Source organism: Pseudomonas sp. FP603, from assembly GCF_030687415.1.
Taxonomy (GTDB): domain Bacteria; phylum Pseudomonadota; class Gammaproteobacteria; order Pseudomonadales; family Pseudomonadaceae; genus Aquipseudomonas; species Aquipseudomonas wuhanensis.
The window spans coordinates 4042693-4061218 of record NZ_CP117431.1; the positions used below are offsets into that span (position 1 = coordinate 4042693).

18 protein-coding genes and 3 pseudogenes are annotated in these 18526 nt (G+C 59.2%); 9 read left to right on the plus strand and 12 right to left on the minus strand.

The genetic code is table 11. The annotated features are described in order from the left end of the window. Window position 1: 1 nt before the first annotated feature. The 3 genes from lpdA (at window position 2) to PSH65_RS18390 (ending at window position 3119) form a co-directional block, all read left to right on the plus strand. Window positions 2-1387, plus strand: coding sequence for a dihydrolipoyl dehydrogenase (gene lpdA / locus PSH65_RS18380; protein ID WP_305421641.1), 1386 nt, complete (start codon window positions 2-4; stop codon window positions 1385-1387). Window positions 1388-1621: 234 nt separating this feature from the next. Further along, complete coding sequence (locus tag PSH65_RS18385) at window positions 1622-2641, plus strand: branched-chain amino acid aminotransferase (RefSeq protein ID WP_305421642.1); 1020 nt, start codon at window positions 1622-1624, stop codon at window positions 2639-2641. 136 nt (window positions 2642-2777) lie between these two features. Then, window positions 2778-3119, plus strand: a complete 342-nt coding sequence (locus PSH65_RS18390; RefSeq protein ID WP_305421643.1) for a hypothetical protein — start codon at window positions 2778-2780, stop codon at window positions 3117-3119. Here PSH65_RS18390 and PSH65_RS18395 read toward each other — a convergent pair. Beyond that, complete coding sequence (locus tag PSH65_RS18395; protein WP_305421644.1) at window positions 3109-4035, minus strand: LysR substrate-binding domain-containing protein; 927 nt, start codon at window positions 4033-4035, stop codon at window positions 3109-3111. The two genes, PSH65_RS18390 and PSH65_RS18395, sit on opposite strands and share 11 nt — an antisense overlap. A 104-nt stretch (window positions 4036-4139) precedes the next feature. On the opposite strand from PSH65_RS18395, the gene PSH65_RS18400 reads away from it, so the two are divergent. Further along, entirely contained in the window at window positions 4140-4748 is a 609-nt protein-coding gene (locus tag PSH65_RS18400; RefSeq protein ID WP_305421645.1) for a LysE family translocator, read from the plus strand. On the opposite strand, the gene PSH65_RS18405 is transcribed toward PSH65_RS18400, so the two are convergent. Then, window positions 4745-5509, minus strand: coding sequence for a helix-turn-helix transcriptional regulator (locus PSH65_RS18405; RefSeq protein ID WP_305421646.1), 765 nt, complete (start codon window positions 5507-5509; stop codon window positions 4745-4747). The two genes, PSH65_RS18400 and PSH65_RS18405, sit on opposite strands and share 4 nt — an antisense overlap. An 81-nt stretch (window positions 5510-5590) precedes the next feature. Here PSH65_RS18405 and PSH65_RS18410 point away from each other — a divergent pair, with 81 nt between their 5' ends. Continuing rightward, window positions 5591-6697 carry a cytochrome P450 gene (locus PSH65_RS18410; RefSeq protein ID WP_305421647.1) on the plus strand — a complete coding sequence of 369 codons (1107 nt, stop codon included), beginning with the start codon at window positions 5591-5593 and terminating at the stop codon, window positions 6695-6697. 8 nt (window positions 6698-6705) lie between these two features. Here the strand turns inward: PSH65_RS18410 and dmeF are convergent, their stop codons facing one another. Continuing rightward, window positions 6706-7632 (minus strand): CDF family Co(II)/Ni(II) efflux transporter DmeF, encoded by a 927-nt coding sequence (dmeF, locus tag PSH65_RS18415; RefSeq protein WP_305421648.1) that lies wholly within the window; start codon window positions 7630-7632, stop codon window positions 6706-6708. An 11-nt stretch (window positions 7633-7643) separates the two neighbouring features. After that, a complete protein-coding gene (locus PSH65_RS18420) occupies window positions 7644-7919 on the minus strand; it encodes a metal/formaldehyde-sensitive transcriptional repressor (RefSeq protein ID WP_217854637.1) in 276 nt (91 codons plus the stop codon). A gap of 173 nt (window positions 7920-8092) precedes the next feature. On the opposite strand from PSH65_RS18420, the pseudogene PSH65_RS18425 reads away from it, so the two are divergent. The 3 genes and pseudogenes from PSH65_RS18425 to PSH65_RS18435 all read left to right on the plus strand — a co-directional run. Continuing rightward, window positions 8093-8712, plus strand: a pseudogene (locus tag PSH65_RS18425) (S-type pyocin domain-containing protein); the annotation flags it as partial. A 67-nt stretch (window positions 8713-8779) separates the two neighbouring features. Continuing rightward, entirely contained in the window at window positions 8780-9019 is a 240-nt protein-coding gene (locus PSH65_RS18430; protein WP_205888623.1) for a pyocin S6 family toxin immunity protein, read from the plus strand. 25 nt (window positions 9020-9044) lie between these two features. Next, window positions 9045-9380 (plus strand): hypothetical protein, encoded by a 336-nt coding sequence (locus PSH65_RS18435; RefSeq protein ID WP_305421649.1) that lies wholly within the window; start codon window positions 9045-9047, stop codon window positions 9378-9380. 246 nt (window positions 9381-9626) lie between these two features. On the opposite strand, the gene PSH65_RS18440 is transcribed toward PSH65_RS18435, so the two are convergent. Together PSH65_RS18440 and PSH65_RS18445 are read right to left on the minus strand one after the other, a co-directional pair. Beyond that, complete coding sequence (locus PSH65_RS18440; RefSeq protein ID WP_018929733.1) at window positions 9627-9965, minus strand: FKBP-type peptidyl-prolyl cis-trans isomerase; 339 nt, start codon at window positions 9963-9965, stop codon at window positions 9627-9629. 96 nt (window positions 9966-10061) lie between these two features. Next, on the minus strand, window positions 10062-10526 hold the full coding sequence (locus PSH65_RS18445; RefSeq protein WP_305421650.1) for a hypothetical protein: 465 nt from the start codon (window positions 10524-10526) through the stop codon (window positions 10062-10064). Window positions 10527-10680: 154 nt separating this feature from the next. Between PSH65_RS18445 and PSH65_RS18450 the strand changes: the two are divergent. Further along, window positions 10681-11382 (plus strand): annotated as a pseudogene (locus tag PSH65_RS18450) (diguanylate cyclase domain-containing protein); the annotation flags it as partial. 10 nt (window positions 11383-11392) lie between these two features. Here the strand turns inward: PSH65_RS18450 and PSH65_RS31875 are convergent. The 6 genes and pseudogenes from PSH65_RS31875 to PSH65_RS18475 form a co-directional block, all read right to left on the minus strand. Beyond that, window positions 11393-12214, minus strand: a complete 822-nt coding sequence (locus tag PSH65_RS31875; protein WP_370694706.1) for a methyl-accepting chemotaxis protein — start codon at window positions 12212-12214, stop codon at window positions 11393-11395. An 84-nt stretch (window positions 12215-12298) separates the two neighbouring features. Continuing rightward, window positions 12299-13066: pseudogene (locus PSH65_RS31880) on the minus strand (cache domain-containing protein); the annotation flags it as partial. A gap of 80 nt (window positions 13067-13146) precedes the next feature. Continuing rightward, on the minus strand, window positions 13147-14400 hold the full coding sequence (locus PSH65_RS18460) for an OprD family porin (protein WP_305421652.1): 1254 nt from the start codon (window positions 14398-14400) through the stop codon (window positions 13147-13149). Window positions 14401-14495: 95 nt separating this feature from the next. Beyond that, entirely contained in the window at window positions 14496-15800 is a 1305-nt protein-coding gene (locus PSH65_RS18465; RefSeq protein WP_305421653.1) for a CitMHS family transporter, read from the minus strand. Window positions 15801-15936: 136 nt separating this feature from the next. After that, complete coding sequence (gene dctA, locus PSH65_RS18470; protein WP_305421654.1) at window positions 15937-17256, minus strand: C4-dicarboxylate transporter DctA; 1320 nt, start codon at window positions 17254-17256, stop codon at window positions 15937-15939. Between the two features lie 47 nt (window positions 17257-17303). Next, window positions 17304-18386, minus strand: coding sequence for a 4-oxalomesaconate tautomerase (locus tag PSH65_RS18475; protein WP_305421655.1), 1083 nt, complete (start codon window positions 18384-18386; stop codon window positions 17304-17306). Window positions 18387-18526: the final 140 nt, after the last annotated feature.

An 18526-nucleotide genomic window follows, 5' to 3' on the forward strand; every position in this document is an offset into this window, starting at 1 on the left:
CATGCAACAGACTTTGAACACCACGCTGCTGATCATCGGCGGCGGCCCTGGCGGTTATGTGACGGCGATTCGTGCCGGTCAGTTGGGTATTTCGACCATTCTGGTGGAAGGCGAATCGTTGGGCGGCACCTGCCTGAACATCGGCTGCATTCCATCCAAGGCGTTGATTCACGTCGCCGAGCAGTTCCACCAGACGCAGCATCACAGCCAACACTCGGCGCTGGGCATCAGCGTATCGACGCCGACCCTGGACATCGGCAAGAGCGTCGAATGGAAGGACGGCATCGTTGATCGCCTGACCACTGGCGTCTCGGCGCTATTAAAGAAGCACAAGGTCCAGGTCATTCAAGGCTGGGCCAAAGTGGTCGACGGCAAAACCGTCGAAGTCGGCGATACGCGGATTCAGTGCGAGCACCTGGTGCTGGCCACCGGCTCGAAAAGCGTCAACCTGCCGATGCTGCCGATCGGCGGGCCGATCATCTCTTCCACCGAAGCCCTGGCGCCGACCAGCGTGCCGAAGCGGCTGATCGTGGTCGGTGGCGGTTACATCGGCCTGGAGCTGGGGATTGCCTATCGCAAACTCGGCGCCGAAGTCAGCGTGGTCGAGGCGCAGGATCGCATCCTGCCGGCCTACGATGCCGAACTGACTCATCCGGTACACGAAGCGCTCAAGCAACTCGGCGTGAAGCTTTACTTGAAGAACAGCGTTGAAGGCTTTGATTCACAAGGAAATACCCTACAAGTTCGTGACCCGAACGGCGACACCCTGAACCTTGAAACCGATCAGGTGCTGGTGGCCGTCGGTCGCAAACCCAACACCCAGGGCTGGAACCTCGAAGCCTTGAACCTGGAGATGAACGGTTCGGCGATCAAGATCGACAACCGTTGCCAGACCAGCATGCGCAACGTCTACGCCATCGGCGACCTGAGCGGCGAACCGATGCTCGCCCACCGGGCCATGGCCCAGGGTGAAATGGTTGCCGAACTGATCAGCGGTAAACACCGCGAGTTCAACCCGACCGCCATCGCCGCCGTGTGCTTTACCGACCCGGAACTGGTGGTGGTCGGCAAGACCCCGGACGACGCCAAGGCTGCGGGGCTGGACTGCATCGTGTCCAGCTTCCCGTTCGCCGCCAATGGCCGGGCGATGACGCTGGAATCGAAAAGCGGCTTCGTGCGGGTCGTGGCACGGCGGGACAATCATCTGATTGTCGGCTGGCAGGCGGTGGGTGTGGGTGTTTCGGAGTTGTCGACGGCGTTCGGTCAAAGCCTGGAAATGGGCGCCCGGCTGGAAGACATCGCTGGCACCATCCATGCCCATCCGACGCTGGGTGAGGCGGTGCAGGAAGCGGCGTTGCGTGCGTTGGGCCACGCGTTGCACCTATAACCGCCTCACGCTGATCGTTCCCACGCTCTGCGTGGGAATGCCTCAATGGACGCTCTGCGTCCGCTTTAGGGACGCTCTGCGTCCCGGGCTGCACTCCTTTGCTGCGCGTGGGAACGATCAGTAACCGTAATCCGGGCTGCGAAATGGACCCGGAATGAAGTATTGTTGTCCCCATCCAGAAAAATGTCAGAAGCCTTGAACCGTTTCGGCGGTTGTTAAGTGATAGAGGGTGTCATGGGTAACGAAAGCATCAATTGGGACAAGCTGGGTTTTGACTACATCAAGACAGACAAGCGCTATCTGTCGCACTGGCGTAATGGCGAGTGGGACAAAGGCACCTTAACCTCTGACAACGTGCTGCACATCAGCGAAGGCTCGACTGCCCTTCACTATGGCCAGCAGTGCTTCGAAGGCCTGAAGGCCTACCGTTGCAAGGACGGTTCGATCAACCTGTTCCGCCCGGACCAGAACGCCGCACGCATGCAACGCAGCTGCGCGCGCCTGCTGATGCCGCAGGTGTCCACCGAACAGTTCATCGAAGCGTGCAAGGACGTGGTCCGCGCCAACGAGCGTTTCATCCCGCCTTACGGCACCGGCGGCGCGCTGTACCTGCGTCCGTTCGTGATCGGCGTGGGTGACAACATCGGCGTGCGTACCGCACCCGAGTTCATCTTCTCGATCTTCTGCATCCCGGTCGGTGCCTACTTCAAGGGCGGCCTGACCCCGCACAACTTCCTGATCTCCAGCTATGACCGTGCCGCCCCACAAGGCACCGGCGCGGCCAAGGTCGGTGGCAACTACGCCGCCAGCCTGATGCCAGGCTCCCAGGCCAAGAAGGCGCACTTCGCCGATGCCATCTACCTGGACCCGATGACCCACACCAAAATCGAAGAAGTCGGCTCGGCCAACTTCTTCGGGATCACCCACGACAACAAGTTCGTCACACCGAATTCCCCTTCGGTGTTGCCGGGCATCACCCGCCTGTCGTTGATCGAACTGGCCAAGACCCGTCTGGGCCTGGAAGTGGTCGAAGGTGACGTGTTCATCGACAAGCTGTCCGACTTCAAGGAAGCCGGCGCTTGCGGTACCGCTGCAGTGATCACCCCGATCGGTGGCATCAGCTACAACGACAAGCTGCATGTATTCCATAGCGAAACCGAAGTCGGCCCGGTCACCCAGAAGCTCTACAAAGAGCTGACCGGTGTACAGACCGGCGACATCGAGGCGCCAGCAGGCTGGATCGTCAAGGTTTGATTTGACGCGACTGTCCGTTTGAACACAAAAGCCCGGCCTTCACGTTGAAGGTCGGGCTTTTTTTCGTCCGCGTTTCGCACAAAACGTCACTAGACTTGCCACGTGTAACCGCCATCAACAGGTGCCACCAAAAACCATGGGTAAATTCTGGCGAAAGTATCTGGCCTTGCTGGAAACAGACTTCACCACGCAAGTGTTCGACAACATCAAGAACCTGCTGGTGTGCGCCCTGCTGTTCGCGGCGGGCACCAACGCGTTGCGAGGCGGTCATCAACTGTTTATGGGATTGCTCGCCTCAAACCTCGCTGGCTGGGGGTTGATTGCTATATCAGCACTGCTGATGCTGCTCAATGTCAGCGACGGCTTACGCCGGTTGTCCAGGTTGCCGTATCACACGGCGTTCCAGATCATCCTGTGCCTGGTTTACCTGGTGCTGGCGGTGCGGGTGGTGGAGATCGTCTGGGATTTCAGGGCGTAGCGGTCACGGCATGAGGTGTTTGCCAACTCAACTCATCCTGAGCGATCCGGGCAAACAACCACTCCACAAAGATTCGTGTGTGCGCCGTCACGTCCGGCGCAACACCGTAGTAATAACGCGGCAACGGCATGCGCAACTCGGGTAACGGGCAGATCAGGTGTCCACTCAACAGATGGTTGCCCAGCAAAGAGGTCGGGCACAAGGCAAGGCCCTGTCCCTCCACGGCGGCCTGAAGCACCCGGTGCATGTGATCAAACTGCCGGGTGGCCTGAGTGGCTGACTGGCTTTGACCAAAGTGCATGGCCCAATTATGCCAATCTTCGCGGCGTGCCTTGGCGGTCAGTAACGTATACCGACTCAGGGACGTGAGGTCCTCAAGTGGCAGGCGCTCGATCAGCGCAGGTGCCGCGACCAGCAACAGTTCGTCTTCGAACAGCGCTCGCGCCTCAATCGCCGGTGCCCAATCGTCACGACCACGGCGAATGACGATATCGAACCCGTCGCGTGCCTGATCAGGTGCCTGGGTTTGAGTAATCACCTGCGGCTCGATGCCTGGGTGCTGCGCAATGAAATCCGCCAGCCTGGGCGTCAGCCAAAGTACGGCAAAGGACGGACGCACATTGATCTTCACCGTAGGCAGCGAGGCATGCTGCTTGAGCGCAGCGGCGGCGTTGGCGATCTGCGACAGCCCGGCACTGACCTGCTCATAAAAGCGCTGGCCGGCCGGCGTTAGCACCGACTGACGGATTCGCCGTTCAAACAGCAGCACACCCAGGTACTCCTCGAGCAATTTGACGTGCCGGCTGACGGCACTGTGGCTGACATGCAGCTCTTCGGCCGCCAGGCTGAAGCTCTGATGACGAGCAGCAACGGCGAAGGCGCGAACAGCATTAAGAGGCGGTAGTGGATTTATCATGCGTCTAATTTAGTCACCTATGCGCTGCAATTAAAGCGTTTGTCACGCCTTCGTCGCCACGCCAATCTGCCAGCACGCAGCAGCGCCACCTGACGGAGCACGACATGAACAGCTACGGCCTCTTTGTACTTTTCGCCACCCTGACCATTTTGAGCCCGGGGCCGGGCGTGGTCCTGACCCTGTCCAACGCGGTGCGCCACGGTTGGAGGGGGGCCGTGCCGGGCATTCTGGGGATCGCGTCGGGGGCGTTTGTGGTCGCCGCCATCAGCGCCACCAGTGTTGGCCTGATACTCAGCACCTCCGCGAATGCCTTTACCGCATTGAAATACGCAGGAGCCGCCTATTTGTTGTACCTGGGCTATAAAAGCTGGCGCTCGGATCGTTCCAGCACGCTGCTTGAAACGCGGCCCTCAAGCCCGGGTTATCGCTTCCTTGAAGCGGCTTCGATGCAGCTTCTGAACCCCAAGGCGGTGTTTTTCTTTCTGGCGGTGTTCCCGCAATTCATCGACACTTCGGCGCACTTCTATGCCCAGTTCTTCAAACTGGTCGCTTCCTACGCCGTATTGGTGATCCTGGTGCATGGCGGCTATGCCTTGCTGGCCAATGCCGCCAAAGGCTGGTTGTCGAGCCCGAAGGGTTCCTGGCTGACCGCGAAAGTTTCGGGCGTGACCTTCGCAGGCTTTGGCGTGCTCATGGCCTCGGCCAGTCGCTAAGCCGCAGGACTGGCAATCGCGCGGCGCCTGTTCTCGGTGGCCGCGGGTTGTGCTGTTGTCGCCTGAACCGGCAAATCAACAGCGAACCGGCTACTGAGTTCCTTGCGCCCCACCGCCGTCAATGCCAGCGCCCGACTGTCCAGGTCCTGCGTCACCCATTTGCGTTTGATCGCCATTTGCAGCAATGCCGCGCCCAAGGCGCCGCCCAGGTGCGGCCGGCGCATGCTCCAGTCCAGGCACGGGCAGGCGAAACGGCGGCGCACGGTGCCGAGGTCTTTGACGTCGATACCCAGTCCTTCGAACAACGCTTCACCGCTGTCGCTCAGTCGATAAGCCTGCTCATCGGTTTCCAGCAACCACCCCGCTTCGATCAGCCGGTCATGCAGCAATACCGCCAACGTACCGGCCATGTGGTCGTAGCAGGTGCGGGCGAATTGCAGGCGATCCGGAGTGCGCGAGTTGAACGTCGGCGCGGCGTTCTGGCCGATCACCATCAGCGCTTCCAGCGCTTGGGCCACGCGTTTGTCTGCGAGGCTGTAGTAGCGATGGCGACCCTGAACGTGCAAACGCACCAGCGCCAGTTCCTTGAGCTTGGCCAGATGCGCGCTGGCGGTCGAAGGGCTGACTTCGGCAATCGTCGCCAACTCGGTGCTGGTGCGGGCGTGGCCGTCCATCAGCGAGCAGAGGATTTTCGTCCGGGCCGGCTCTGCAATGGCTGCGGCCACTTGAGAGACGCCGACGTCGTGTTGTTCTGCGTTCATATTTCGCTCCCGGACGAATCAAGATCCTTTCTGACCGGAGATAGTAGCAACACTTTTCAACCACTGATAAGGCTGCGACCCATGGACCCGATCATCGCTGCGACTCACGCCGACCCTTACCCCTACTACGCGCAACTGCGCGCCGAGGGCGGATTGGTTTTCCATCAGGGACTGAAATTGTGGGTCGCCAGCAGCGCCCGGGCCGTTGCCGCCGTGCTGGCGCATCCGGACTGTCATGTGCGGCCGTCCCATGAGCCGGTGCCCAAGGCCATTGCTCAAGGCATGGCCGGCAAGGTGTTCAGTCAGTTGATGCGAATGAACGAGGGCGAACGGCAGCGTTGCCCGAGGGCGGCGATAGAGCCAGGGCTGGCGCTGATAGATGTGAACGAGGTCAACGCATTGATCGGCGCTCGGTTGATCCCCCCGGGCGCCGACGGGCTGTACGCGGCGATGTTTCGCGGGCCAGTCTGTGTGGTGGCGGCGTTGCTGGGGTTCTCTCCGGCTCAGGGCCGGGCCATCAGCGAGCTGACCGCCGACTTCGTCGCCTGCCTGTCGCCTCTCAGTGATCAAGCGCAATTGGAAGCCGCCCATGTCGCGGCGGAACAGCTGAAGGGTTATGTCATCGAGCTTCTGGACGACCCGAACAATCGAAGCACCTTGCTCACCGGTATCCGGCAGCGTTTCGCGACGACATCGACCGACTTTGAAATCTTGATCGCCAACCTGATCGGCCTGTTCTCCCAGACCTACGAAGCCAGCGCCGGATTGATCGGCAATGGGCTATTGGCGTTGATTCGAAACCCACAGTTGGATTCGGCTCAAGTTGATGACTTGATCGCTGAGGTCCAGCGCTTCGACCCGTCGGTGCAAAACACCCGCCGTTTCGTTGCCGCACCGTGTGAAATCGACGGCATAAGCCTGAACCCCGGCGACGTCATCCTGGTGCTGCTGGCTTCGGCCAATCGCGATCCGCAGCTTAATGACGATCCCGATACGTTCCTGCTCGACCGCCCGAACCGCCGCAGCTTCACTTTCGGCGCGGGGCGTCATCAATGTCCGGGACAGGTGCTGGCCATGAGCATTGCCAGTGCGACGCTGAGCAAAATTCTGACCATGAAACCCGCGCTGGACCGGTTGACCTGGCACTACCGCCCTTCCCTGAACGGCCGCATTCCGCTCTTTGCCTGAAAGACACCTCAAGCGTGGCGATGCTCGATCGTCAGGTGAGACAACTCATGAATCGGCGCCAGGCGTTCGCGAATGGCGTCGGCACTGACACCCGCCACGGCCACGACACTGACAATCGCCGCCCGCGCCTGAGGGCCGACTTGCCAGACGTGAAGGTCACTGATGCGAACATCGTCCGCCGATTCGAGCAACTCACGAATTTCGGTGGCGACGTGTTCGTCAGTGGTGTCGAGCAATACTGCCGCGCTGTCACGCATCAAGCCATAAGCCCATCTCGCAATCACGATGGCGCCGACGATGCCCATCACCGGATCCAGCCAGACCCAGCCCAGGTAGCGCCCGGCCAACAACGCCGCGATGGCCAGTACCGAAGTCAGCGCGTCGGCCAGTACATGGAAATACGCCGAACGCAGGTTGTTGTCGTGATGATGGTGATGGTGGCTGTGATCGTGATGATCATGGCCGTGATGCCCATGGTTGCCCGCCAGCAGAAGCGCACTGACGATATTCACCACCAGCCCCACCACCGCTATCACCGTCGCCTCGGTGAAAGCCACAGTGGTCGGTTGAAACAGCCGCAGGATGGATTCGCCGGCAATGCCCAACGACACCAGCCCCAGCACCACGGCAGAGGCAAAAGCCGCCAGATCCCCGACCTTGCCGGTACCGAAACTGAAGCGCGAATTGTTGGCATGTCGCCTGGCAAAACTGTAGGCGGCAGCGGCAATGCCCAAGGCCCCGGCGTGAGTCGCCATATGAAAGCCGTCCGCCAGCAACGCCATGGAACCGGTGATGTAACCGGCGGCAATCTCGCCAATCATCATCACGAAGGTCAGCGCCACCACCCACAACGTGCGGCGCGCGTTCTCATCGTGGGCGGCGCCCAGAAACAGGTGGTCGTGGGTATAACGCGAAGCCTGAGGTGTCAGTGTCATGGGGCTGGCCTCTATTTCGAGTAACGGCGAATGGCTTGCAACAAATCTTCAACGCCTTCGGCGCGGGCTTCATCGCTGAGTCCGGGATGCGCCACATGTTCACGGGCATGGGCGTCGATGAACTGGTCCATCAAACCATTGACCGCTCCGCGGATCGCCGCGACCAGGTGCAGGGTTTTGGCGCACTCGGCGTCGGACTCCAGCGCCCGTTCCACCGCCTGAACCTGACCGGCAATCCGCCGGACACGATTTAGCAGGTCGTCTTTGTGTTCGTGGATGTGCGACATACGTATACCCCCTACCCCTATTCAGGCAGGCATGGTTACCGATATGGCCGGGGCTGGCAAGTCAGGGTGACCGATCAAAAACAATGACCAGAGTTTCAGACCAGTCCTACATCTATCCAATGCCCGTTGATATAGCGTCCACATCGCTTTCAAAAAATGAACCAAGGACGCTCGTGGCTCGCAAAACAGACATACCTCGGGTTCAAAACCCACCGTCAGGCGACGGGCACCACATCACCAGCCGCTACATGACCGCCACCGAACTGGCAGAGCGCGACGCCAGACAAAAATCCTATGACGACATGTTGGCCCGACAGCAGGCATATGAAGACCGTGTTGTCAGGCAGCCTCATCAGCTGGGTCAAACCAGCTCCATGGGTTGCGTGTTCGCCAAAAGCTGCAACCTCCCCGACGGCGTAATCAACCACGACAGCCCAGCCGGGTTCGTCCCTGTCGAGAAACTGACCGACTACGGAAAATTCTCCCTGCTGGGTGGCCGCGAAAGGGATGCAGCGGGACGGGTGCTGCTGGTGCAGGCGTAGTGACGGCTGGTGTTGCGGCTGGCGCATTGGCCGGAATGGTCGCATTGCTGTGGCCGTCGAGCTTGGGCGACAGCTCCCTGTACACAGAAGAACAGCTCAAATCCCTCAAGGAGGGCCGCACACGAGTTCGACTGCATGTCGAGCAACAAGCTGATGGCACCTTGAAGGGTTATGGGTACAACACCCAGAGGCGCCGCGACTGGGAAATGATTCCTGTAGTCCGCTTCAAGAGTCAGGGTTCTCAACAAGTGGACAGGTGAACAGATAGGCCCCGCAAAACCCGGCAGAACCACCACGAAATAAATTAGGAGGTTATTTATGTTTTTATGGATCAGTGGTTTTTTAAAAGGTGACGGCGAGGATGACTCCTTAAAATACGACCTTACAGTTCGACCTGAGCGGGAAGTCGCGGTAATGGGTGTTCTTGGCTGGAAAAGTCTTGATGCAAGCGCGGATGGGGAATGGTTACTAACCAGCGAGCAAGTCCAACAAATCGCTAAAGTTCTCAATGAGCAGTTACCGACTGAACTGGACCTCTTCATAGGGGTGCGGGAGTAGGTACAGCTGAGCCGGGAACTAAACAGTGAGCCTTCTCTACCAAGATCCATCAATGAGCCATGAGGAAGCGACGAGACTTCTAGCTAGCGACGTAGAAACTAACGTTGTCGCCGCATTGATTTCTATTGGCCTGAATGAGCAAGACAAGACCTGGGCTCAGAACACCTGCCTGAAATACCTCGAGAGTGAGTCCGAATCAGTTGCAGCATCTGCCATCACCGCGCTCGGTCACATAGCCCGCAGACATGCTGATCTGGACATGGGTGCTGTGCGCCCGGCCCTTGAGAAGGTGAAGGGGAAATTCCCCTCCCTGGAAGGGACTGTTGCGGACACTCTTGATGATATTGAGACATTCACCTGACTCTCCCATCAGCAAAAGGGCACTGGCCGTGAACCGGGCGCTGAAGAACATCGACCCGCAGCAATAGCCGCCGTCACCGATCGTTCCCAAGCTCTGCGTGGGAATGCAGCCAGGGACGCTCTGCGTCCCAAAGAGCGGACGCAGAGCGTCCGGTGAGGCATTCCTTTGCTGCGCGTGGGAACGATCAAAAAACCCACTCTCTCCTCTCAGCGACAGCGGGGTTTATCGTTTCAACTTACACGCCCATCAATCATCCCGCGTCAGCACTTCCAGCAATTCAATCTCGAAAATCAGATTCGAATTCGGCGTAATCGCCCCCATCGAGCGCTCGCCGTAGGCTAGGTGCGCCGGCACCAGCAGCTTGCGCTTACCGCCGACCTGCATGCCCATGATTCCCTGGTCCCAGCCCTTGATCACCCGTCCCGTGCCAATCACGCACTGAAAAGGCTTGCCCCGGCTGTAGGAGGAGTCGAACTCAGTGCCGTCTTCCAGCCACCCGCGATATTGGGTGGTGATCAGCGCACCTTTGACGGCGGCTTTGCCGTCGCCCACTTCAAGGTCGATTACCTGCAACTCATCATTCATTACATTCACTCTATCTGTGCGCTTGCCCGAGCGGGCTTGATGGGCGCCGTTTTCCCAGAAATGCGGGCTATTGGCAAGCCGGGTCGATTAATCCGTTCACTCCTTGGGTTGGCCAAAAGGAATGCCGTTAAAGGTGTGGGTGCAACAAGGGCAGTAAGGGGTCATGTACTCAGCCGTCAGTTCAGGATTGACGATCTGCAGACAGCCCTGATCATCGACATACAAACCGCTGAAATAGCTCGACTCCCCCAGCCGCACCTGCTCCTGCCTGTCCTTTTCATGCAGGGCAACCATCCAGAACACCGGCTCAGGTCGATCCAGGCGAGCCACCGCTTCGCTAAAAACCTCATCCCATTGCCGACCGACGCGGGACAGCAGGAACCGGAACAATGGTGTGTAATCGAATCCATGCCGACGAGTGCCATGCATCGAACCGCGTGACGACTCATTGTGGGTTTCGGCTTTGGTATGGCGCTGATGCCGGTACTCACCCGAGTAATCATTCAGCCGAACACCCCAGGTACGAGTGTTGATCTTGCGGTAGAGGGGTTTCTTTTCCAACGAGTCGCTCCTGACATCCAGTCACTCAAACACCCTATGCGTTTTACTCGAACGGTGGACAATATCAATCAGCCCGCCGTGGCTGATTGTTTCAGACGGTTTGAAGTGGCACTGGCGTAATAGTGAGATCGCCAGCCTGCTCGCGATAACGGTGCTGAAAACCGGCGAAAACCATGACGAGGAATACCGCGTCGTCTGGCCGGATGGCAGCATCCGCTGGCTGCGGGAAACCGGCAATGTGGTCAAGAACGACCATAACGCAACGATCAAGATGATGGGCGTGGTCCGCGACATCACCGAAGAAAAAGCCTCCGCCAGTTACCTGCAACACCTGGCCCATTACGACCCACTGACGGGTCTGCCCAATCGCCTGGTGCTCGAAGAACGCCTGTCCGATGCCCTGGAACAAGCCCGCCTCAGCGCCACACGGGTGGCACTGGTGTTTGTCGACCTCAATGGTTTCAAAGAGATCAACGACCACTATGGCCATGCGGCCGGCGACCGTGTGCTGGTCACCATCGCGACACGCCTGAAGAGAATCCTGCGCTCAACCGACACCGTCGCGCGCATCGGCGGCGACGAATTCGTGGTAATCCTCCAAGGCCTTTCCAAAGGCAACAGCCTGCAAGACGAAGCCCGCGGCATCTGCCAGAAAATCTTCGTTGAACTCGCGCCACCGGTGACCATCGGCAACGACCAGCGCCACATCGGCAGCAGCCTCGGGGTGGCGGTGTTCCCGGATCATGCGCCGAGCATGGACCGCTTGATTCACATTGCGGACCTGGCGATGTATGAGGCCAAGCGCAGTGGGAATAATCAGTATCGGTTGGGCGGCCAGGCAGTGAGCCGGGTCTGACGCAGGCGCCTCAGATCTTGAACTGTTTGACCAGGACTTCGAGGCCGTGCCCGATGCCGTGGAGGTCATTGACCGTCTGCACGCCACGCTGGGTTTCATCGGCAACGCTGTCGATTGCCCGGGCGATTTGATGCACGCTGCGGTTAATCTCCTCCGCCACCGAAGTTTGCTCCTCCGCAGCACTGGCGATGTGCGCGTTCATGCTGTTGATAGTGGCGATTAATTCGACGATGTTGCCCAGCGACTCACCGGCCTGATGAGCCTGAGTGCTGGCCCCCTCCCCGGCTTCACCGGATTGATGCATTGAGGTCACGACGGTGTTGGTGGCTCGCTTGAGTCGCTCGATCATCGCCTGAATTTCCTGGGTGCTTTGTTGGGTACGACTGGCAAGAGCACGTACCTCGTCGGCAACCACCGCAAAACCTCGCCCGGCATCACCGGCACGGGCGGCCTCGATGGCCGCATTCAGGGCCAGGAGATTGGTCTGCTCGGCAATCGAACGGATGACATCGAGCACCGTGACAATCGCCGAAACGTCGCTTTGCAGGCTGTCCAGAGACGCACCGCTGCGTCCCAGGTCCAACGTCAGTCCCTGAATACGAGCAATGCTGCCGTCGACCACTTGCCGGGCGCGTCGAGTCTGCTGATCGGTTTCCATGGCCGCGTCCGATGCACTCTGAGCACTGACCGCGACTTCCTGCGCCGCCGACGACATTTGATTGATCGCCGCCGCTACTTGATCGGTCTCCTGACGCTGCTGCTCCATGGCCAGGTCCATATGCCGGGCCTGATTGGCCACTTGCCCGACAGCGTTGCTCAATTGCCCGGTCATTGCCACGATTTGACTGACCAACCCATGAATTTTGCCGATAAAAGCGTTGAATGAACCGGCCAACTGGCCGAACTCATCCTGGCTGCCGACGGGTAAGCGTCGGGTCAAATCCCCCTCACCGGCAGCAATCTCGTCAAGACTGTCGCGGATCAGCGTCAGCGGTCGCAGGCCGGCATTGACCAATAGCAGCGCCAATACGCCAATAATTGCCAGCAACACCACGGCCACCATGACGATCCCGTAAACAATACTGCTCACCCGTCGGTCGATGTCCGCACGAACCTGCGCCACCTGGGTTTCAATGCTGTCCAGATTGACGGCAGTGACCACTACCATGTCCCATTTGGGCAGGAAAAAACTGTAGGCCAGTTTCGGCACAACTTTATCGGTATTGACCAAGGCCCCGGCGTAGTTGACGTAGTGCGAGTCGTTCTTTGCTGCCGCGACCATCTCGCGATTCAGATAAACCCCGTCGCGGTCCTTGCGATCGCTCATGTTGGTACCCACACCTTCGCTGCTTTCACCGCGAAACAGGCGCACGACTTGACTATCGTAGCCGATGAAGTAGCCGTCATCGCCATACTTCATTTTCGACAGTTGGCTGATAGCCAGGGCCCGACTTTGCAGGTCGCCACTGTTTGCGTTGTTATACAACCCTGCTATGGAACTGCGGGCGATGCTTGCATAATCTTCGAGCCTGGTCCGACTCTCGGCCAGCAACCGATCGCGGGTTTGCGTGACTTCCTGCTCCGCCAACGACAGCAGGATCTTGCTGGTGGTGATACTCAGTACCACTGCGAACAACGCCACGGGCAGTAAGGTGAGCAGCAGTATTTTTCGTTTAAATGACATATCCGGTTTCCTTCGCCGCGCGACCTGGACTGCTAACTGAATAGGCGCCCGCAACCTGCTGCGAGCACCTTCCGGCGCCGTTACCAGAGAGCAATGTCGTAAGTGAAATAGATCCGGTTGCTGTCACGTCCGCGCGCGAAGTCCGAACGGTAGACATAGTTGCGCAGTTTCACGCCAAGCCCCTTGAATGTGCCGCTCTGGACCACATAGGCCAGTTCTGTGTCGCGTTCGGACTCTTTGATGTTGGTGTCGGACTTGCCATCGTTGCCTTTGAGATAACGGGTCATGAACGTCAAGCCAGGCACGCCCACCGGTGCAAAGTCGTAACCGTAACTGAGCATCCAGGTCTTCTCGTCCTCTTCGATGAACTTGCCGATGCCGACGTTGCTGAACGAGTACACCGTCGCACCGCTGATGTACGGCAGCCCGGCGTCACCGCTGAGTTGTTGATAACCGCCGCCAAAGGTGTGCCCCGCCACCGCGTAGGACAGTTGGCCGCTGAGCATGTCGTTATCAATTTTCGAGGCGTAGGAACGGCCCGCATCCTTGCTGTTGAAATAGCGCAGGTCACCGGTCAACACCCCGGGGCCCAACGGCAGATCATGCTGGATGCCGGCAAAATTCTGCCGATAGAAGTCTTCCAGCTCACCGTAGAAGTAACTCAGACGGGTGTTCTTGCCGAGTTTGTAATCACCACCGGCGTAGGTGAAATCGCCACCTTTATCGCCTGAGTAACCGTCAGGAACGATCGACACGCTGTCGGTGGAATCGCGCAGTTTGAATCGGTCCAGATGACCGCCCGTCAGGGTCAGGTTTTCGATATCGGTGCTGGTAACTTGCCCCCCCTCATAGGTCTGCGGCAGCAAACGCGCATCGTTGTAGATCAGTACCGGCGTTTTGGGCAGCAGAGTGCCGTATTTGAGGGTGGTCTTGGCCAGTTTGACCTTGGCCGTAGCCCCGGCACTGGCGAACTCGTCGGCGGCGCGACCGTCATCGTGCACCGGCAACAGACCGGTGCCACTGCGGCCACGCCCGGAATCAAGTTTGACCCCCAGCAGCCCCAATGCGTCGACCCCGAAACCGATAGTGCCGGGGGTGAAACCCGACTGAAAATCCAGCAGGAAACCCTGAGCCCACTCGGTGCGCTCACTTTTGGCGGTTCTGGCCGAACGCGCACTCAAGCCATGCTCATCGCGAAAGTTTTCGTTGATATAGACGTTACGCAGTTGCAACTTCAACTTGCTGTCGTCGATGAAATCACTCGCACCGGCAGTGGCCATCGGCAACACGCCCAGAAGAGGAAGAAAAGCCCCGCGAGTCAGAAAGTGGGTCATGTCGAACTACTCATATTGTTGTTTTAAGGATGCACGTGACCGCGCGTCCTCCATCGGACGCGTGAAGTTTTATTAAGTGGCGAGTCAGGGATGAATCAGGCGAACAGCGTCAAGGCCCCGGTCAGTAGGGCTAAAGCTGTGACCACCAGGGAAGTGAGCACCGCCCATTTGAAGGTGGCGCGCTGGAAGTCGCCCAGGTCGCGATCGACCATCCCCACCAGCAACAGGGTCGAGGCCACCAGCGGGCTCATCAAGTGCACCGGTTGGCCAAGAATCGACGCCCGGGCGATTTCCACCGGGTCGATCCCGTAGGCTGCCGCCGCGTTGGCGAGGATCGGTACCACACCGAAGTAATAGGCATCATTGGACAGCACGAAGGTCAACGGCATGCTGGTGATCGCCACCACCAGCGGAAACAGGTGCCCCCAGGACGGTGGAATCCAGTCCACCAGAGTTTGCGCCAATGCGTCGACCATTTTGGTGCCCGAGAAAATCCCGGCGAAGATGCCCGCGGCGAACACCAGCAGTACCACGGTCATGGCATTGCCGGAGTGGGCGAGAATGCGCTCCTTCTGAATATCCAGCTGCGGGTAGTTGATCATCAGCGCCAGCACGAAGCCAATCAGAAACAGGATTGCCGAGTGCATGAGCCCCATCACCAGCGCGACCATCACCGCCGTCACCAGCAACAGGTTGACGTAGGCCAGTTTCGGGCGTTTGTGCGGCGTGTCCTCAAGAATCGCCTTGATGTAGCAATCACTCCCGCCGCTTTGCAGCTGGACGTTGCCAATGCGTTTACGCTCGGCGCGGCCCAGCAGGAACGCGGTGAATACCACCCACGCAGCGCCGCCGATCATGGTGGGCAACAACGGAACAAAGTACGCCCCGGCATCCAGCCCCAGCGCGGCGATCGCCCGGGTCGCCGGGCCGCCCCAAGGGGTCATGCCGCTCATGATGCTCAGCGAGAGCATGGAAATAGTCGCCAGAATCATCGGGTTCATGCCGATGCGCTTGTACAACGGCAGCATCGCCGCGCAGGTGATCATGTATGTGGTCGTGCCGTCACCGTCCAGGGCGACAGTCAGCGACAGCAGCGCAGTGCCGACCGCAATTTTCATCGGGTCGCCGTTGACCCGCTTGAGAATCTTGCGGATCAGCGGATCGAACAGCCCCGAGTCGATCATCAAACCGAAAAACAGAATTGCGAACAGCAGCAGCGCTGCCGACGGGGCAACCATTTTCAGACCGTCGAGCATCATTTTGCCGGTGGTTCCACCAAAACCGCCGATCACCGCAAAGACGATCGGAACAACGGTCAACGCAACGATCGGTGACAGACGCTTGGTCATGATCAGAAAGGTGAACACAACCACCATGGCCAAGCCGAGTAAGGCGAGCATAGGGCAACTCTCTCTTGTTGTTATGGAGTGCGTGGCCGATGCGCAGGCGAACGACCCCGAGCCCGCCAGGCGACGCGATCAGCGACGCCCGGCAGCAGGTAGTTAAAAGGTTAGTTTTTGCAGCGCTTACGCGGTACTAAATGTGCGTGGGGGTCCCGACGGGGTCCCAGGTTTGATCGCCCTCCGGGACAGCCGGTGTTTTACCGTCCAGGGTATCGAGCAAGACCTGACGGTCGCAGGCGCTCTCGGAGATCGACATCACCACGGTCGCCACGGCGTTACTTGCCAGGCTGGTCAGGGCTCGCGCCTCGGACATGAAACGGTCGATCCCGATCAACAGCGCCAGGCCTGCCAACGGAATGTCGTGGATGACCGTGAGCGTGGAAGCCAGTGCCACGAAACCGCTGCCAGTCACCCCTGCCGCGCCCTTGGACGACAGCAGCATGATCGCCAGCATGGTCAAGGTTTGGGTCATGGTCAGATCGATGTTGCAGGCCTGGGCAATGAAAATTGCCGCCAGAGACAGGTAGATCGCCGTGCCATCGAGGTTGAACGAGTACCCCGTCGGCAGCACCAGCCCCACTACCCCCTTGCTGCAACCCAGGGCCTGAAGTTTCTCCAGCATGCGTGGCATGACCGGCTCAGTGGAGGAAGTCCCCAGCACCACCAGGAACTCTTCACGCAGGTAACGCAGCAGCTTCCACAGGCTGAAGCCGTGGGCGCGGCAAATGCTTCCCAGCACCACAAAGACGAAGAAGGCGCAGGCAACGTACAAGGTCATGATCAACTTCGCCAGCGAACCCAGCGAGGTGATGCCGTACTGTCCGACGGTGAACGCCAGTGCCCCGAAGGCACCGATCGGCGCAAAACGCATCAAGTAGGAAAAAATCTTGAAGACCATCTGCGATGCCGCTTCCAGTACGTCGAGCACTGGCTTGCCACGTTCACCCAGGGAAGACAGGGCGAAACCGCACAGCACCGCGATAAACAGCACCGGCAGCACTTCACCTTTACTGAACGCACCTATAAAGGTGTCAGGGATGATGTGCATGAAAAACTCGACCACCCCAAGCTTCGCCGCAGACTCGGTGTATTGAGACAGGCCCGCCGTACTCAAATGGCTCGGATCGATGTTCATGCCCACACCCGGCTTGAACACATAGACCGCGACCAGGCCGATGATCAGACTGATCACCGTCAGCCCGAGAAACAGCAGCATGGTCTTGCTCAGCAAGCGACCGAGGGAGCGTTTGTCGCTCATCCCGGCGATGCCGGTGACGATGGTGCAGAACACCACCGGCGCAATCATCATTTTGATCAGCTTGATGAAGGCATCACCCAACGGCTTGAGGGCAATGGCCTGCTGAGCCCAGAAGTGCCCGACCACGACGCCCAGCAGCACGGCGCAGAGGATCTGGAAGTAGAGCGATTTAACAACTTTCATGGCATCACCCATTTTTAGAATTGTTCTGATGCAAAAACGACAGTGACTGCGCGGGAAGGCTACCCGGCGAGCCGTTGGGAAACCGGGGCATACACAAAGCCGGAAAACAGCCTTCGGGCGGTACGAACAACGGAGGCGCGGATTGTCTCACCGTTCTCACCGGTGTAGGACAATACGACATCGATGCCGCCGCTCGGGTGCTCGATCCGCACCTGTTGCAGACGCGGCCCATCGGTATTGCCGAGCATCTGCGCAACCACACTGCCTTTGCTGACGCATGCCGTGGCCAGACCGATGGAACCAGTGATGGCCAGGGCTCGGTGGCAGTTGTGCGGCATGAAGTAGCGAACCTGCAACGTGCCACCGGCCTTGGCCGGTGAAACCAGCACAGGTTTGGGGATGACCTTGTCGCTGACGTCGCCCAGGCCCATGGCCGTGCCGGCCCGCAGTCGCAGAGCCTCGAGACGGCGCATAAAGTCTTTGTCGGTGTCCAGTTCGGCCGGCGTTTCATCGCCGCGTTTGCCCAGGTGACGCGCCTCGATGATCAGCATCGGCATGGCCATGTCGATGCAGGTCACCGGAATGTCGTCGAACCAGTCCTGGGTGCTGCCGGTTGGAAACAGCTTGCCGGTCTTGCTGCCCGCCGCGTCAAGGAATGTCAGTTGAACCGGTGCCGCGGTGCCAGGCACGCCATCGATGGCGGTGTCGCCTTCATAGCTGACTTTGCCGTCTGGTGTCTGCACGTCAGAGGTGACGAAGGTGCCGGTGTTGAGATTGCGAATCCGCACGCGAGTCAGCTCACCGGCCGCCTTGACCAGACCCTGCTCGATGGCAAACGGCCCGACCGCGCAGAGCATGTTGCCGCAGTTCGGGGCGGTGTCCACCCGACGCTGGGACACCATGACCTGAACGAACAGGTAATCGACATCGGCATCGGGATGCAACGAAGGGCTGACGATGGCGACCTTGCTGGTCTGCGGGCTGCCACCGCCGATGCCGTCGATCTCCAGTTCGTGACCGGAGCCCATCACCGAGAGCAGCAACTCATCGCGTTCTTCAACCGAAACCGGCAGATCCCAGGCGAGAAATACCGGTCCCTTTGAGGTACCACCGCGCATTAGCACACAAGGAATTCGTTGCATGGTCACTAACTCTTGTTGATCAATCGGGGTAATTGATGTCTTGCAAACAAGAGTGACAGGGAAGTAATTGTGTTTCCAATGCAAAGATCGGAGCAATTATTGCGTTTCACAAAAGAAAGTTTTACCGTGATTCAGCGCCC

Bases quoted from the DNA above. Each gene is read 5' to 3' on its own strand.
- lpdA (WP_305421641.1), top strand. From the start codon at position 2: ATGCAACAGACTTTGAACACCACGCTGCTGATCATCGGCGGCGGCCCT.
- PSH65_RS18385 (WP_305421642.1), top strand. From the start codon at position 1,622: ATGGGTAACGAAAGCATCAATTGGGACAAGCTGGGTTTTGACTACATC.
- PSH65_RS18390 (WP_305421643.1), top strand. From the start codon at position 2,778: ATGGGTAAATTCTGGCGAAAGTATCTGGCCTTGCTGGAAACAGACTTC.
- PSH65_RS18395 (WP_305421644.1), bottom strand. From the start codon at position 4,035: ATGATAAATCCACTACCGCCTCTTAATGCTGTTCGCGCCTTCGCCGTT.
- PSH65_RS18400 (WP_305421645.1), top strand. From the start codon at position 4,140: ATGAACAGCTACGGCCTCTTTGTACTTTTCGCCACCCTGACCATTTTG.
- PSH65_RS18405 (WP_305421646.1), bottom strand. From the start codon at position 5,509: ATGAACGCAGAACAACACGACGTCGGCGTCTCTCAAGTGGCCGCAGCC.
- PSH65_RS18410 (WP_305421647.1), top strand. From the start codon at position 5,591: ATGGACCCGATCATCGCTGCGACTCACGCCGACCCTTACCCCTACTAC.
- dmeF (WP_305421648.1), bottom strand. From the start codon at position 7,632: ATGACACTGACACCTCAGGCTTCGCGTTATACCCACGACCACCTGTTT.
- PSH65_RS18420 (WP_217854637.1), bottom strand. From the start codon at position 7,919: ATGTCGCACATCCACGAACACAAAGACGACCTGCTAAATCGTGTCCGG.
- PSH65_RS18430 (WP_205888623.1), top strand. From the start codon at position 8,780: ATGTTTTTATGGATCAGTGGTTTTTTAAAAGGTGACGGCGAGGATGAC.
- PSH65_RS18440 (WP_018929733.1), bottom strand. From the start codon at position 9,965: ATGAATGATGAGTTGCAGGTAATCGACCTTGAAGTGGGCGACGGCAAA.
- PSH65_RS31875 (WP_370694706.1), bottom strand. From the start codon at position 12,214: ATGACCGGGCAATTGAGCAACGCTGTCGGGCAAGTGGCCAATCAGGCC.
- PSH65_RS18460 (WP_305421652.1), bottom strand. From the start codon at position 14,400: ATGACCCACTTTCTGACTCGCGGGGCTTTTCTTCCTCTTCTGGGCGTG.
- PSH65_RS18465 (WP_305421653.1), bottom strand. From the start codon at position 15,800: ATGCTCGCCTTACTCGGCTTGGCCATGGTGGTTGTGTTCACCTTTCTG.
- dctA (WP_305421654.1), bottom strand. From the start codon at position 17,256: ATGGGTGATGCCATGAAAGTTGTTAAATCGCTCTACTTCCAGATCCTC.
- PSH65_RS18475 (WP_305421655.1), bottom strand. From the start codon at position 18,386: ATGCAACGAATTCCTTGTGTGCTAATGCGCGGTGGTACCTCAAAGGGA.